Here is a 15,813-nt window from a genome sequence, read left to right on the forward strand (position 1 = left end):
CGAGATCGCCCAAACCCGGACGGCCGCAGGCCTTTTCCCTGGCAAACCTCATCCCATGACTTTAAAAAGCCAAATCGTTGACGCTCAAAATCGCCAGCAGAATCGAAACGATGATGCCTGCGATCATCAGGCCCAGCGTGATGATCAGCGCGGGCTCCAGCAAAGCCAGCATGCGCTGGATCGCCACTTTCAACTGTTTATCGTAGATTTCCGCCACTCTGAGCAGCATTTCTTCGAGATGGCCGGTTTCTTCTCCCATTTTGATCATCTGTACCGCCATTTTCGGAAAGATCCCGGTTTTGACCAGCGCATCGGACATCCGTTTGCCCTGCTTCAATTCTTCTTCCGCATACTGGATCGCGTCTACCAGCACCAGATTGTCGACGGTTTCCCTGACGATCGCCAGTGCCGAAAGTATGGAAACGCCGTTGCCCAATAAAGTTCCCAAGGTCCGGCTCATGTTCGCCGTTTCCTTGGTCAGGATCACCAGGTCGGCGAGCGGCAGTTTAAGCACACGGCCGTCCCAGACTTTCTTTCTGGCCGGGTCGGCCAGTTGAAATTTCATATAGGCGACCGCAAAGATCGCCCCGCCGATCAACAGCCACCAATAGCTTTGCAGCCATTCGGCGATGCCGACCACGATCTGGGTCGAAACCGGCAACTCCTGCCCCGCGCTTTCGAACATTTCGGTAAACTGCGGCACCACGAAAATCAGCATCACGAACAGCGAGGCCAGCGACATCACCAACAACACCGCCGGATAGATCAGCGCCGTGCTGACCGTGTCCCGCAATTCGCGCGAGCGTTCCAGATATTCCGCCAGCCGGTTCAAGACCTCGCCGAGGCTGCCGCCGGCCTCGCCGGCCCGTATCATGTTCAGGTAAAAACGCGAAAACACGCCGGACTGTTTTTCCAGCGCATCGGCCAGCGAAGCGCCTCCCTTGACCCTCTCCAGCACTCTCGCGATCAGCTTGCTCAGCTTTTCATTGTCTACGGTCAGATCGATCAGCACGGTCAGCGATTTGTCCAGCGGCAGGCCGGAGTCGAGCAAGGTGGCCAGTTCGCCGGTAAATAGCGCGATTTCCTTTTGACTCAACTTGGTCTGTTTTGCTCCCAGACTCAAGCCGAGAAATGTTTTCGCGCTGGCCGGCCACACCTTGATCGGAATATAGCCCTCGGATTGCAAAAGCCCGATCAGGCTGGGTTCATCGCCGGCGTCCCGGACCCCTTCCTCGGTTTCGCCGAGATTGTTGATCGCTTTATAGGCGTACAGCGGCATATCAGCTTTCCGTCGTTACCCGCAAGACTTCTTCGAGAGTCGTGACGCCGTGCACCACCTTGTCCAGGCCGTCTTCGTACATCGTCCGCATGCCTTCTTCGATCGCCAGTTTCTGGATCACGCCGGCTTCCTCGTGCGCCATCACCAATTTACGGACCGGATCGGTCATCGGCAAAAACTCGATGATCGACATCCGTCCCCGATAGCCCAGACCGCCGCAGGACGCACAGCCGACCGGCTTGAATAAAGTAATGTCGCCCTCCGGCCGGTAACGACGAAGATTCAGTTCGGCGACCACTTCGGGCGGCGCCGGCTGCCCTTCTTTGCATTGGGGGCAGAGCCTTCTGACCAGCCGCTGCGCCAGGATGCCGTTGACGGTCGAGCTCAGCAGGTATTCTTCCAGTCCCATGTCCAGAAGCCGGGTGATCCCGCCGGCGGCATCGTTCGTATGCAGCGTCGACAGCACGAGGTGACCGGTCAGCGCCGACTGCACCGCGATCTTGGCGGTTTCGAGGTCGCGCATTTCGCCGATCATGATCACGTCCGGGTCCTGCCGGACGATCGACCGCAGCGCGGAGGCGAACGTCAGACCGATCTGCGGCTTGGCCTGAATCTGATTGACGCCTTCGAGCTGGTATTCGACCGGGTCTTCGACCGTGATGATCTTGCGTTCGGAGGTGTTCAACAGTTTCAGCGCCGCGTACAGCGTGGTCGATTTACCGCTGCCGGTCGGGCCGGTAATCAGGATGATGCCGTGCGGCTGCGCCAGCACGTCCATGAATTGTTCCGCATGCCGCCCGGAGAAGCCGAGCGCGGCAAAGTCGAACACCATGTTTTCCTTGTCCAGCAAACGGATCACCACGCTTTCGCCGTACATGGTCGGAATCGTGGATACCCGCAAATCGAGCTCCTTGCCCAGCATCTGGACCTTGATCCGGCCGTCCTGCGGCAACCGGCGCTCGGCGATGTTCAGCTTCGCCATGATCTTGATCCGCGAGATTACCGCCGCGGTCGATTTGACCGGCGGCGAATGGATGTCCTGCAGCACGCCGTCGATGCGCAGCCTGACCTTCAACGCATGCTCGAACGGCTCGATATGGATATCCGATGCCTTCGTTTCGATCGCGCGCTGCATGATCAGATTCACCATTTTGATCACCGGCGCTTCGCTGGCCAAATCCTTCAAATGCTCCAGATCTTCTTCGCCGACTTCGTCGACGGTCAGATCGTCGACGATCCGGTCCATTTGCGACCGGCCTTCGCCGTATTGCACTTCCAGCGCCGCATCGATCTCGGACAGCACGCCGACCTTCGCGGAAACGCGTTTGCCGGTCGCCAGCGTCAACGCATCGATCACGAAACGGTCTTCCGGATCCATCATCGCGACCCGGGCTTCATCGTCGTTTCCGCCGATCCCGATCACATGGAAGTTTTTCAGGAACCGCAGCGATACGCTCTCGGGCAGCGGCGCCTCCAGCGGATAGTCGCCGGTCAGGATTTTCTCGAAATCCCCCGATTCGACAAACGCATCGGCGACATCGTGCTCGGAGCACAGGCCCAGCTTGACCAGAAGATGGGGCAGGCTTTCGGCCACGGAAGACTTCTGCATCCGCTCGACTTTTTTCAATTCGTTGGCGGACAGTTTGTTCTTGTCGAGCAGAATCTGTAGAAAGGCTTGATAAGGTTTCGCTGCATTTTCCATTACGATTGCCATGCTGCATCCCTCAATGATGTGGTGAACTTCAAAATAAGGCTTGGATCGGTGAGATCGAGGATGAATGATTAAAGAATGAACAGGCCGCCGGTTACTCCAATTCCCGAGAAGGTTTATGCTGACTGGACACGAAATGTAAATTTTATTTATCGATCAGGCTGTAAAGCGTAATACTGAAAACATTTAAAATCCTGGCTGCCTGGGTAAAGCCCTAACTAGCATAACGCATTGCCGAAAGAATTGCACCCCGGCCGGCTTTGGGGCGATGTTCTTCCAGTGCGGTCCAATCATCCCCGGCTTCCTGTTTGTGCTTCCGATTTTTCCGCACCGTAAAACCCAGTCTGACCCTCTGCCTCCAATAAAGTTTCACCATCGACGCGACTAAGTATAAGGCTGCGCCGCCGTCTGTCCCGATTTTTTATGCACCGGCCCGGCCATCAAATCCTTGCCCGTTCCCGGCTCGTCCGTGATCATTACACCGCAATCCTGACCGGCAAGGTATGAAAATCGTATACGGCAAGACTTTGGTGAAGACCTGCCAGGTTTTAAAAACCTGGCAGGTCTTTTAGAACCCCGCCATTTTACCGCTCGATCAGTCTTGCCGCCTCCTGAACGATAATCTGCGGCTCGATTTCGCGAATCGAAAAATCATTTTTGTTCAATTTATAAGGATTCACTTGCGAGGCGGACTTGACCACGCGGTTGATGCCGGTCTGATATACCCGGCTGACCGGCGTCGGGCCGAAGATCGTAAGCGACGGCCGATTCAGCGCCCAGGCCATGTGCGTCGGGCCGGTATCGTTGCCGATCACGAGGTCGCAACGCGCAATCAATGCCTTTAGATCGTTCAAATCGAGTTTCGGCATCACTTTAATAGCCTCCGATTGCGCGGCCATCCATTCCGCGCGGGCTTTTTCCCGCTCGCTGCCCCAAACCGCCAGGCAATTTTGTCCCAACGCCTCGGCAACCTTGACATAGCTTTCGGCCGGATAATTCCGGCTTTCCCAGGTCGAGCCGGTCACCAGCACGATGTTTTTCCGGTCCTGCCGCAAACAATCGTCAATGCAGGACGACGGGTTGCGATAAAACAGAAACGGCTGCTTATTCAGAATTTGTTCGGGGACGATCTCGAATCCCAGCGGCCGCGACAGCACCCGCGCATTGCGGTCGATCGTGTTGGCATCATAAGCGCAATGGATTTTCTGACTATAAAACCAGGACGCGGCTTTTTCGCGGCTCGATCCGGCATCGAAGCCGGCAATCTTTTTGCCGATCAATCGGGCGACGATCGCCGACTTGATGAGTCCCTGCGCATCGATGACCCGATCGTAATTGCGTTCCGCAAATGCGCGGATTTTTTGGAGCTCGGCGAGGAACCGCGACTTGTCGGCTTTGAGGGCTTTCAGATTGACGGTCAGAATCCCGTCCAGGTCGGGGTTGTCGGCCAACACGCCCGCAAAGCGCTCTTCGACGATCCAGTCGATTCGGCATTCGGGAAACCGTTCCTTGATGAATTGCAATGCGACCATCGCATGCACGATGTCGCCGAGCGCGGAGAGTTTGACGATCGCGATCCGCATCGGCCGGTCAACCGGGCAGCAAAGCCAGGATTCGCTCGGGACCGATCCCGCTCAGGCAGCGGGCGTGCTCCGGATGACCGGCCGGATACAACGGACAGATGCGCTTGAAGCAGGGCGCGCAATCCAGATGCAGCGAGACAATCCGGGCCTTGGCATGCAAGGGCGGCGTAAAGCCGGGATCCGACGAGCCGTAGATCGCGATCAGCGGCTTGTCCAGCGCGGCCGCCAGATGCATCAGGCCGGAATCGTTGCTGACCACGGCATGAGCCAGCGACAGCAGATCGACCGCTTCGTCCAGTTGGGTGCGGCCGGCAAAATCGATGCAGGCGCCTCCGGCCAGCCGGTTGATTTCGGCGGTGACCGCCTGGTCTTTTTCCGAGCCGAACAGCCAGACCTGCCAGCCATCCGCGATCTTCAGCCGGGCCAGTTCGGCGAAATGTCCGGAAGGCCAGCGTTTGGCAGGGCCGTATTCGGCGCCGGGACACAAAGCTAAAATATTGCCGCCGGTTTCGACCCGGAATTTTTCGGCGGCCGCCGCTTGCCGCGCCGGCTCGACCGGAATCGCGGGAACCGGATAAACGGGCGGCTGAACGGCATTTTTCGGGAACGCCAACGCCACGAAGCGCTGCACGGTCATCGTCAGGGTCTGCTTGTCGAGCCGGCGGGCATCGTTCAACAGGCCCCAACGGCATTCGCCGATATAACCGGAGCGAAGAGGAATATGGGCAAAGAAGGGAGCCAGCGCAGATTTCCAGGAATTGGGCAGCACGATCGCCCGATCATAGGCTTCGCTGCGTAACTGCCGGCCCAGTTTGATCCGCTCGGCCAGCCCGAACTGGCCGTGCGAAAGCGGCATCGCGATCGGCCTCGCCACTTCCGGCATCCGGTCCAATAGCGGAAAAGTCCACGCCGGCGCCAGCACGTCGATCCGGCAGGCCGGATCGGCGGCTTTCAGCGCGATAAAGAGGCTTTGCGCCATCACCATGTCGCCGACCCAGGACGGGCCGACCACCAGAATCTTCTTCGTGATGGCGAAGGCGGCGTCAGGTTTCAAATCTATTTGGCGACATAGGCCAGCCACTCGGCATGGTCGCTTCGACGTCCGTGCACATAGTCGAAATACAGCGACTGCAGCTTTTCGGTGATCGGACCGCGGCTGCCGCTGCCGATCTGGCGTCCGTCGTATTCGCGGATCGGCGTCACTTCGGCGGCGGAGCCGGTGAAGAACGCTTCGTCGGCGATGTACACTTCGTCGCGGGTGATCCGTTTCACGATCACTTCCAGGCCCTGTTCGGCCGCGATCGTCATGATCGTGTCGCGGGTGATGCCCTCCAGCGCGGAGGTGGTTTCCGGGGTATAAAGTTTGCCGTTACGAACCACGAACAGGTTTTCGCCGCTGCCTTCCGCGCAGTAGCCTTCATGGTCGAGCAGCAGGGCTTCGTCGTAACCGGTCGAGATCGCTTCCTGCAACGCCAGCAGCGAGTTGATGTAGTTGCCGTTAGCCTTAGCCTTCAGCATCGTGCTGTTCACGTGATTGCGCGTATAGGACGAGGTGCGGATCCGGATGCCTTTTTCCAGGTTGTCGGCGCCGAGATAAGCGCCCCAGGTCCAGGCCGCCACCATCACATGCACTTTCAGATTGTCGGCGCGCAGCCCCATCCCTTCGGAACCGTAAAAACACATCGTGCGGATATAGGCGCTGTCGAGGTTGTTCTTCGCGATCGCGCCGCGCTGCGCATCGTTGATGTCGTCCTTGCTGAACGGCATCGGCATGTTCATGATGTGCGCGGAGCGGAACAGGCGGTCGGTATGCTCCTTCATCTTGAAGATGGCCGTGCCTTTTTCGGCGTGATAGGCTCTGAGACCTTCGAACACGCCGCCGCCGTAATGCAGCGTGTGGGTCAGGACGTGAGTTTTCGCATCGCGCCAGTCGACCCATTTTCCATCCAGCCAGATAGTGCCGTCTCTATCGTCCATCGTCATCTCGGATACTCCAAAGTGTGCTTACGTTTTAATCTTAAAAATTCTGCCTTCATTGAAAACAGGAAGATTTTTTATCTGTTTTCCGCTTCAACGCAGGGATTGTTCGACGGCCATGCCGCCGAGTTAACCGGCGCATACCTTTATAAAAGGGAGAATTGTACTATAAAGTCAGCACCCGCCATACCGGCTTTCATCGATCGGCATTGGGATCACTTTGGCGCGGCGTCGGAGAAACAGAACGGGGGCAATACCGTCAAATCCCCCCCGAGGAGTTGCAAAGCTGGTTTTGCAGCCGACGAGACGGAGCGACAAAGAGTCGTAGGGCGTTTTCGCGATAGCAAAACGCCAACAGGCTTCAAAGCAGCGATGGCGGATTGCCTGGCGGCGAATCCGCCCTACAAGCGCTTTATCTTCACGCCCTTGGCAGGAAGGATCGAATCAACGCACCAGCAGATCGGCCCCGAACCAATCGACCAGCACGCTGCGGTAATGCTCGGATTTTTTCACCTGCAGATGTTCGAGCGGATTCAGGTTATCGGTCAGCAGCACGCCGCGGCTTTTGTCGACCTGAAACCGCCGTTCCCCGAGCCAGCCGATCTGATCCGCAAACAGGGATTTGGCCTGCAAGTCCAAAGGGCGGTTTGAGGCCAGAAAGATGAAATCGTTGAAATCCTTGCCCGGTTCCGAGATGAACACAGATTGATGAGGAAAGACCTGATCGACCGTTTTCGCGACCGAAGGCAGCGCCAGATTGTCCTTTGCTTCCGCAAAGCTGACAAAATTGACCGCCAGAATGCCCTGTTCGGACAAAAGCCCCTGCAATTGTTGCAGGGTTTCCACGGTCAATAGGTGCGCGGGCTCCGAGCCGCCGGTAAAACAGTCGTGGATGATCAGATCGTAGGGCCCCCGGAGATGGCGGATTTCATAGCGCGCGTCGCCGATAATGTTCTTTCCGCCCGGATTGAAGCCGAAATAACGGCCGGCCGCCTTCGCCACCGCCGGGTCGATTTCCAACGTGTCGGTTTCGATGCCGTAGCGCCCCTGCAGTACGTCGACCATCTTGCCGGCGCCCAAGCCCACGATCAGCGCGCGCTTCATGCCCGGCCTGAGCGCCGGGATCATGCCGACGATATCCTGGTAGCTGAGCCGGTTGCCGCCGTCGCCGATCCCGGCCGCGCCGATCATCGACGCGTCGGAAGTCAGCATGCGCAGATTGCGCGCGGGCTGGTCGATCACCCGCACCCAGCCGTACAGGCTTTCTTCTTCGGAAAGCATCCGGAATTTGCCGCTGCGGTCCTGAAAATGACCCGCATCGACGATTTTGGGCAGCAAGCCCAGGCCGATGACCAGTAACGACAGGCTGGAAACGATGGCCGAATTCATCGCCAGGCGTTTTTGCTCGAACACCGCCACCGAAACCGCCAGCAGCAACAAAAACACGCCGGTGCCGATGAAAATTTCGCGCGACCCCAGCAAAGGGAACAGATAAAAACCGAGAAACAACGTGCCAGCCACGCTGCCCAGCGTGCTAACCGCGTAGATCGAACCCGCGCTCGAACCGACGCCGTCCAGGCGCGAAGTGGCAAGCTTGATCGCGAACGGCCCGACCATCCCGAGCATCGTCAGGCTCGGCATGAACAAAACCAGGGCGCTGACCAACGCGCCCAAGCGAAGGCCCAGAGGATCGGTCGCCAGCAGCACCGGCCGGGTCAGCCAGGGAATCAGCAGCGTCAACACCGCGGCCAGAGCCACGATCAGCGACAGGCCGCTGCGCCTCGCGCGGTCGGCCCAGCGCCCGCCGACAAAATAGCCGATCGCCAGCGCCATCATGGTGACCGAAATCAGCGACGACCAGACGTACAGGCTGGCGCCGTAGAACGGCGCGATCATCCGGGTGCCTAACAGTTCGATCACCATCACCGAAGCGCCGGTCAGAAATACGGTCAGATAGAGCCCGAAACGTTCGAGCGTGTTAACAGCGTTGTACGTCATGTCGGATTCCTAAAGCCTTTATTGAGAGTGGACGGCAGCATTTTGCAAAGTCCCGCCCGTTCCGCCGTTCACGTCGATCCAAAGATGCGGCAGCCCGAGCGATTCCAGCCAGGCCGGCCCCGCCTCCGCCTTCAGCATGGCGATAGTCGAAGCGCTGCCGGCCACCACGCAGAAGTCGGCGATCACGGTAACCGACGCCAGGTGCCCGACCGGCCAGCCGGTGCGCGGATTCAGAATGTGTCCGTAGCGCACATCGCCGATCGTCAGGCAGCGTTCGTAATCGCCGCTGCTGGCCATCGCGCCGCCGGACAATTCCACCGTTTGCAGAAGCTCCCCTTTTTGCCTGGGATGGCGAATGCCGATCCGCCACGGGCTGCCGTCCGCGCGCGGGCCGATCACCTTGATGTCGCCGCCGAGGTTGATCATGCCGTGCCGGATGCCCGCCGCCCGGCACAGACCGGCGGCCCGGTCGGCCGCATATTCCTTCACCACGCCGCCGAAATCGATTTCCATGCCGGGCAGCGGGAATTCGAGCACCGGCGGTTGCCAGACGACCTTGTCCCAGCCGACCCTGGCGAGCAAATCGTCAATCAGACTTTGCTCCGGCAACGCGCCGCTGTCGAAGCGCCAGGCGCGCCGCAAGATGCCCGAGGTAATATCGAACAGTCCCCCGCTTTGTTCATGGCAGGTGGCCGCGTAATTCAAGAGGCCCGCAGTTTCATCGTCCACCTTGATCCGCCCGCCTGCCGCCGCAATGCGGTTAATTTCGGACAGGAAACTGTCGGCGCGGTAGCGCGAATAACGCGCTTCCAAGCGCGCAATATCGGCAACGGCGGCTTCGGCCGCCCGCCCGGCCGAAGCCCTAACTTTCGCGAAAAGCTGAATTTCGCAGGACGTGCCCATGGCTTTGAAATCGTGCCGATAAAGTTCGAAGGTATTCAAGGCAGAGTGAACCTCTGGGTGCCCACCGCAGCGGCGGCCAAAAAGGATTTGTCGATATCGCCGTTACATTTGCAGAAGCAAGGGCTAGGTTATTGCGATTACCGAAAACATCTTCAAGTAGGGCGGATAAGCGCAGCGCATCCGCCTCTGCTGGCATAGTTGGCGGATGCGCTGCGCTTATCCGCCCTACATACTGCGAGAGAAAAGAATTTTTTTCTTGGCGGATTGCCCAACGCCTCCCATCTAAAACGCATAATGCCAGGTCGCCGACAACGTGCCGTCGCGGTCCAGCTGATAGCCGTTGTAATCGGTGGCGACCGGCTGCAGCCATTCGACGCCGAGGGTATTACCGGCCAGATCGCCGCCCGGCACCGTCGCGTTGAGTCCGAAACCGACGTCCCAGAACCGGCCACCGTAGTTCATCGGGTAATCCATCGGCCCCAGCTGGTCGATGAATTGATTGAACTGGCCGTGTATTGCCCCCTGAACCGTATAGACGCCGCGCACGGTCGCGGTCAGCCAGTTCGTCAGCCCGTAGCCGCCCCAGGCCGTGCTCTGGAAGATGTCGCCCAAACGGTAGCCGGTTTCGCCATGGTCTTCGAGCCGCTTGGTGCCGCTGAGCTGCGCGCCCCACGACCAATCATCGTAATTGCCGGTATAGGTCAGGCTCGGCTTGAAATCGAGCGTGCCGCTGCCGAGCTGCATCCCGTAATGGATCAGGCCGCCTTCCACCTGGTGATTGCGCCGCAGTTCGATGTCGACCGCCCCGAACGGAATGCTCAGGCCGAGCCCCATGTGCAGGTGATGGCGGCCGGCATCGAACAATTTGACCAGCGCATACACCCCCATGTCGCTGATGCCGCCGGTTTCGTGCCCGTTCTCGACATGATGCGGGATATGCGCGCCTCCGCCCTCTGGCGCTTCGTTATCCGGCGGCGCGCCGGCCAATCGGTGCATCGTCATGCTCATGTCCATGAACTGGGGCATCACCATCAGGTTCAGCCAGTCGGTCGGCGCATACATGATGTCGAGCATGTGCATGTGCATCACCATGCTGTTCGGCTTGACGAAGCACGGGTTAGGCCCGCAGCCGCCGGCCACGATCGCAGGATCGCCGACCAGGTTCGAACCGTGCAGCATGTCGCCGCCCTGGCTGCTGTACATGTAACGGTAGCCGACCATGAAGCCGTTCTTGCCCAGCATGTGATCGAACATCACGCCGGCCGGGGCCGTGGCGCCGTGATGGTGGTGGTGATGCGCATGACTGCCGTGGTCGCTACCGACCGCCAGGGCTTCCAGATTGACCTTGAGCGTGCCGTTGACGTTCCAGGAGTCGAAATCCGCGTAGTCGCCCTCGCCGCCCCCGCCGATTTTCAGACCGCCCTGGTGGGTGTAATATTCGAAACCCAGGTCGACGTCGATGCCTTTCGCAAACTTTTTACTGACCGTCACCCCGCCGCTCAAGGCGCCATAACCGGAAAGGCGTTGATCGCTGGAAAAATGGTTCGGCAGCAGATTGCGGTTAAACCGGCCCGAATTGTAGGGCTGGTTCGAAATCAGGTAAGGAGCATAAAAATCGGCCGCATCCTGGGAATAATAGCGGATTCTCGGCGTCACGCTCCAGCCGTGGCCGAGCGGCTGCACCCAGTCGGACTCGAAGGTGTGGGCGTTGATGCCCCAGTCGTCGAGATAATAGCGGTAATTGAAATGCAGCGCCGCGTCCAACATGTCGATATGCTGCACATACCCCAAATTCCCGTTGAACTGGTTGCGCACGTTCGGGCGCTGTTCGAGCAAGGCGCGGACTTGCCCCACATAGGCCGCGCCCTCGGGCGGCGGAATAGCGTCGTTGATGAAGGCGACTTCGACGACCTTGTAAGGGTTTTCCATATAGCCGTTGCCGAGGGTGTAACCCAGACCGGCCTCGATCAGCGCGTTCTTGTTCAGAACCTGGGTCAGGCCGAGATGGGCGCCCCAATCCTTACGTTCACCGTGAATGATCTTTCCGCCTTCCGCGGTCCGCTCGATCTGGCCGTCATAGGCGCCGGTATTGATATACGGCAACGCATCGTGATCGATTCGCGCGTGGGTATCGCTCGACGTATAGCTCAAGCCGCCGCTCAGGGTAGTCAGCTTCTGATTGAAGTCGAGCCGCCCGCCCAGGTTGACGAAGCTCGATTCATAATCATCTTCCAAAGACAGGCCGCCGCCCACATCGAGTGCCGCCTCGTCCCATTCATAGCCAAGCTTGAAGCTGCCCTGTTTTCGGGTCTCGGGAGACGCCGAGGAAAGCGTATGCACCAAGCGGCGGTCGATGCCTCCGGTCACGTTCCTAAAACCATCGGTTTGCAAGGGATTCAGCTTCGAATCGAAGAACAAGTCCCCATTGATAATCGGCGTGGCGCCGGTCACGCCGTCCGGCGAATGCGAAGTGCTGTTGCCGCGTAGGTCGAGCGGCGCGGTGGCGATCGGCGTCGCTCCCGACCAGGTATCCTGCGTGTAGTTGAAAGTCAACTTGACCCGGTCGGTCAGCTTCAGATTGCCGCTGCCCTGCAGGGTATCGACCGTAATCGGCCGGAATTTGCTTTCGACGCCGAACAGCTGGCGATTCTCTTCCTGGTAATGGCCGTACTGGACGGCGAATTCGTCGTCCGCCGCTTGCGCCGCCGGCAACACCAAGCCGGGCAACGCCAGGGCGGCGGCGGTCAGGGCATTTAACGGGCCTGCCGACGGTTTCCGAGCGTCGTCGGCCGGTTGAACCGGCTCAATAGCAGCCACATCCACCTCCCTCGGACGCGCTCACGCCGGAAGCGGCTTCCCGGCTGCCGTAGATGTGGCCGCGAAAGGAGCTCTGCAGCGGATAGGGTTCCAGCGCCATCTGCGGCTTGGCCAGATTGCCGCGCTGCCAGGGCGCGACTTCCGTACAACCGGCCGCACCGATCGCCAGAAAAAAAGCCAGCGCCGCGTAAGTCCGTCGAACCGATGGCATCATTTCGCGCCCGTCGCCGAAGGGTTCTCGTTCAACAGCTTCTCCACGGTTTCGCGCAGCGCTTTTCCTTCATCCGCACGAAAGCCCAGATGCACGTCGCGGATGACGCCGTCCCGGCCGATCAGGTACGTCGACGGCATCGCCTTCACGTCGAACAGCCGGGCGCACTGTTCGCCCTTGTCGGCGGCAATCGTGAAACTGGCCGGATATTGCGCTAAAAACGCTTGCCCATCCTCGGGGTTTTCGTCCAGATTGACGCCGATGATCGCCAGGTCTTTACCGCCGAGCTCGTCATGCAACCGGTTCATGAACGGAAACGATTTGGCGCAGGGTCCGCACCAGGACGCCCAAAAATCGAGATAGACCACCTTTCCCTTGAGTTCGTTTAACGCCACGTTGCCAGAGCCATCCAATAGGGGCAGCGTGCAATTGCCGGAGATCTCCCCGCGCTCCACCGCGAACAGCGGCATCGACAGCACAGCCAGGAATACCCCGAACAGAGCGATTTTTTTGGGATGGACTACTAGCATGAAAAATGACCGGAATGATTCTGGTTGAAGACGGCCCAAACGGTTTCGGCCGCGCGTTCGAAGCTGTTAAGGAAACTCTGAATAAGTCCTACGCCTGGGATAAAATATCCGCAGCTTGCCATTTTCGATAGGTGCCCGCCATGAAGCAACTCGGACTCAGTGCCCCACTGTTTGTGAAGAAACCGAAACAGACTCGGCGGCAGCAATTTCTCCAAGAGATGGAGCAGGTAGTGCCTTGGAGTTTGTGGACGAGCCGGATAGCGCCGCACTACCCGACAGCGGGCCGAGGCCGCCGCCCCTTTCCCTTGGCGACGATGTTGCGCATTCACCTGATGCAGCAGTGGTTCGGCTATTCCGATCCGGCGATGGAGGAAGTATTGCACGACATGCCGCTGCTGCGCGAGTTTGCCGGGCTCGATGCGGGCGAGGACGCCCTGCCGGATGAAACCACGATCCTCAAGTTCCGGCATCTGCTGGAACGCCATCAGTTGGCACAAACCCTATTTGATGAAACGGCGGCGCTGTTGGCCGAAAAAGGCCTGTTGCTACGGCAAGGCACGATCGTCGATGCGACATTAATCGCTGCCCCGCCGTCCACCAAGAACCGGGCGCGCAAACGGGATGCCGAGATGAGTTCGACCAAGAAAGGGAACAATTACCACTTTGGGATGAAGGCGCACATTGGGGTCGATGCCGAGTCGGGGTTAGTGCATACTGTGGAGATGACCACCGCCAAGGTGGCGGATGGGGTCATGACGGAGGCGTTGCTGCACGGCGAGGAACGGGTCGTGCTGGGCGATCGGGCCTATACCCGCAAGGACCGGAATCTGGCGGCGGATCGCCTGGAAGGTGAGCCGGTTTGGGCCTTTCCGTTCAAGCGAGGGAAGGGTGAGGAGTTGCCGGTAGAGCAAGCCCTTCACAACCACATGCTGGCGCCGTTACGCGCCATGGTCGAACATCCGTTCCGGATCGTCAAGCGCCAGTTCGGCTATACCAAAGTGCGTTACCGGGGGCTGTTCAAGAATGCCCAACAACTCTACTTGCTGTTTGCCCTGGGCAATCTTTATCACGTTCGGCAGGCGCTGCAGCCGACCTAGGGAGACCTTTGTCCTTCGCCCTGGAAAACCGAGAACACTGAGTGAAATCACCCCGATAGCGGGCGCTGCCGGGAAGGATTTGCCCATTTTCGGCGAGGTGCCACGGATGTCGCACGGTGTCGCTTATAAAAACCACTTATTCAGAGCTTCCTTAAATGAAATTCGCCAATCGAATTTTGAGGCCGTACGGAAACCACCGCCAATTTTTTCGCCTGTCGCTTCCATTGGGCATCCGTGGGTTATTGGATTTGCAAATAGTTGAGATCGGACGTTCCAGTATGGACGCCGCTGGCCGTTTGGCAGTGATATTCCAGCGAATATCGGGCCGTGCCGGGGCCGTTTTTGTCGATCACCATGCGATATACATCGTTATCGCCTTCGTGAACGACTTTCAACTGAGGGCTATAGTTGCTGTCCCCGCTCGTATGATCGGTCGCGCTGGCCGCCTGACTGCCGTTGACGACTTGCCCGCTGACTTGTACCGCCGTATTACTGGTATCGCCGCGAACTTCAAAGAACAAATGATCGGGAGGGCCGTTGTTGTCATCGAAGCACGTCAGCTCGTAGTAATCGGTAGCCGAAGCCTGAGCGCCCAGCGTTCCGCTCTGATCGTGGGCCAGAACGCCCGACGCCTGGCACAGCCAGACAATCCCGATCTGCATTAAAAACTTTCTCTTATTTCTCATGGCCGCCCCACTTCGCACTGTTGCCGGTTGCCCGACTCATTGATCCTGAACCGGCACGATATCGGCCGTGCCGGTGTCGGCATTGGCGCTATTTTCGCACCGGTAGTCCATCGTGTAATCTCTTGCATTGTCTTGCAGAGGGTTATAAGCGGTACTGTTGACCAATACCGTGTAATCGCCGTTGCCGCCTTTCAGATTGCCCGCGTCGCTATAGATGTCGTCGCCGTTGCCGTCCGTGACGTTGGTTGCCCAATTATCCTTCAACACCTGGGCATTGAGCACCACGCGCGCCGGATCCGCCGTCGTATTGGCAAACTTCACGTAGAGCTTGCCGGTTTCGCCGGTCAGTTTGTTTTTGCCGCAAACAGCCGATAAGTTGGCTTTTTTACCGTTCTTGAGGGTCTTTGTCTTTATTTTGGCGACCTTCGGCTTGGTGAACTCGCCGTTATCGTTCAAACAGCGCGTTTCGACCGAAAACATGTGTTTGGTCGTTTTCGAAGTATCCGTCGTGCCGAGGGTGTCGACAGTGATTTTGTACGTCCCTTTGCCGCCCGCCACCTCGAATTCCCGCTGCGTTCCCGGCGTTACTTCCGTTTCGTCGTGCGTCACGAAACCGATCCGTTTGTTGCCTTTCTTGACATGAATATTCAGCAACAGCGGCGTCGAACCATCGTCCGACGGCGTCGTATCGATGATTTTGAAATTGAGGTGATCGGTCGGGCCGATCGCTCCTTCCGGACTCGACTGGCAGGTGATCCGGTACGAGTCGGTCGCGCCAATAAAATTACCCAGGCTTTGGTCAAAAGTATCGGCTTCCGACACGGCCGATACGCTACCTAAAAGCATCGTCCCAACCGATGCGGCAATGACTTTGTTCGTTAATCTCATCATATCCCCGCGCCCCACAAGAGGCCGTTATATACACAAGAGGCTTGGCGCCTAACCCTCCGACTTTTAACGATCCTTATCGATCCGCTTGCTTATACTCAAGTATTTAAGCCTTTCGAGGCGCAGCATCAGT

General features: G+C 58.5%; 13 protein-coding genes. 1 reads left to right on the top strand and 12 read right to left on the bottom strand.

Annotation, left to right across the window (positions count from 1 at the left end):
- Positions 1-61: 61 nt before the first annotated feature.
- From METAL_RS18620 to METAL_RS18665, 10 genes are all read right to left on the bottom strand, one after another.
- The gene (locus METAL_RS18620) at positions 62-1,279 is read right to left on the bottom strand and encodes a type II secretion system F family protein (protein WP_005374860.1); all 1,218 of its coding nucleotides are present in this window, start codon (positions 1,277-1,279) and stop codon (positions 62-64) included.
- Between the two features lies 1 nt (position 1,280).
- The gene (gspE, locus tag METAL_RS18625; protein ID WP_005374862.1) at positions 1,281-2,993 is read right to left on the bottom strand and encodes a type II secretion system ATPase GspE; all 1,713 of its coding nucleotides are present in this window, start codon (positions 2,991-2,993) and stop codon (positions 1,281-1,283) included.
- A gap of 581 nt (positions 2,994-3,574) precedes the next feature.
- Positions 3,575-4,573 carry a lipopolysaccharide heptosyltransferase I gene (gene waaC, locus METAL_RS18630; RefSeq protein WP_005374864.1) on the bottom strand — a complete coding sequence of 333 codons (999 nt, stop codon included), beginning with the start codon at positions 4,571-4,573 and terminating at the stop codon, positions 3,575-3,577.
- Between the two features lie 7 nt (positions 4,574-4,580).
- Positions 4,581-5,627 (bottom strand): lipopolysaccharide heptosyltransferase II, encoded by a 1,047-nt coding sequence (gene waaF / locus METAL_RS18635; RefSeq protein WP_005374866.1) that lies wholly within the window; start codon positions 5,625-5,627, stop codon positions 4,581-4,583.
- Positions 5,628-5,629: 2 nt separating this feature from the next.
- The gene (locus METAL_RS18640; RefSeq protein WP_005374867.1) at positions 5,630-6,556 is read right to left on the bottom strand and encodes a branched-chain amino acid transaminase; all 927 of its coding nucleotides are present in this window, start codon (positions 6,554-6,556) and stop codon (positions 5,630-5,632) included.
- Positions 6,557-6,994: 438 nt separating this feature from the next.
- Positions 6,995-8,548, bottom strand: a complete 1,554-nt coding sequence (locus METAL_RS18645; protein ID WP_005374870.1) for a fused MFS/spermidine synthase — start codon at positions 8,546-8,548, stop codon at positions 6,995-6,997.
- Positions 8,549-8,566: 18 nt separating this feature from the next.
- Positions 8,567-9,490: an FAD:protein FMN transferase gene (locus tag METAL_RS18650; protein WP_005374872.1), complete on the bottom strand. Its 924-nt coding sequence runs from the start codon at positions 9,488-9,490 to the stop codon at positions 8,567-8,569.
- 243 nt (positions 9,491-9,733) lie between these two features.
- Positions 9,734-12,268: a DUF3570 domain-containing protein gene (locus tag METAL_RS18655; RefSeq protein WP_005374874.1), complete on the bottom strand. Its 2,535-nt coding sequence runs from the start codon at positions 12,266-12,268 to the stop codon at positions 9,734-9,736.
- Positions 12,255-12,482, bottom strand: a complete 228-nt coding sequence (locus METAL_RS18660; protein ID WP_005374876.1) for a DUF4266 domain-containing protein — start codon at positions 12,480-12,482, stop codon at positions 12,255-12,257. The genes METAL_RS18655 and METAL_RS18660 overlap by 14 nt, the downstream gene beginning before the upstream one ends.
- Complete coding sequence (locus METAL_RS18665; protein WP_005374877.1) at positions 12,479-13,009, bottom strand: TlpA family protein disulfide reductase; 531 nt, start codon at positions 13,007-13,009, stop codon at positions 12,479-12,481. The genes METAL_RS18660 and METAL_RS18665 overlap by 4 nt, the downstream gene beginning before the upstream one ends.
- Before the next feature lie 140 nt (positions 13,010-13,149).
- Here METAL_RS18665 and METAL_RS18670 point away from each other — a divergent pair, with 140 nt between their 5' ends.
- Positions 13,150-14,106, top strand: coding sequence for an IS5 family transposase (locus METAL_RS18670; protein ID WP_005369238.1), 957 nt, complete (start codon positions 13,150-13,152; stop codon positions 14,104-14,106).
- A gap of 239 nt (positions 14,107-14,345) precedes the next feature.
- On the opposite strand, the gene METAL_RS18675 is transcribed toward METAL_RS18670, so the two are convergent.
- Together METAL_RS18675 and METAL_RS18680 are read right to left on the bottom strand one after the other, a co-directional pair.
- Positions 14,346-14,768: a hypothetical protein gene (locus METAL_RS18675; protein ID WP_005374878.1), complete on the bottom strand. Its 423-nt coding sequence runs from the start codon at positions 14,766-14,768 to the stop codon at positions 14,346-14,348.
- A 60-nt stretch (positions 14,769-14,828) separates the two neighbouring features.
- Positions 14,829-15,683 carry an HU family DNA-binding protein gene (locus METAL_RS18680; protein WP_005374879.1) on the bottom strand — a complete coding sequence of 285 codons (855 nt, stop codon included), beginning with the start codon at positions 15,681-15,683 and terminating at the stop codon, positions 14,829-14,831.
- Positions 15,684-15,813: the final 130 nt, after the last annotated feature.

This window comes from Methylomicrobium album BG8, assembly GCF_000214275.2.
Classification (GTDB): domain Bacteria; phylum Pseudomonadota; class Gammaproteobacteria; order Methylococcales; family Methylomonadaceae; genus Methylomicrobium; species Methylomicrobium agile.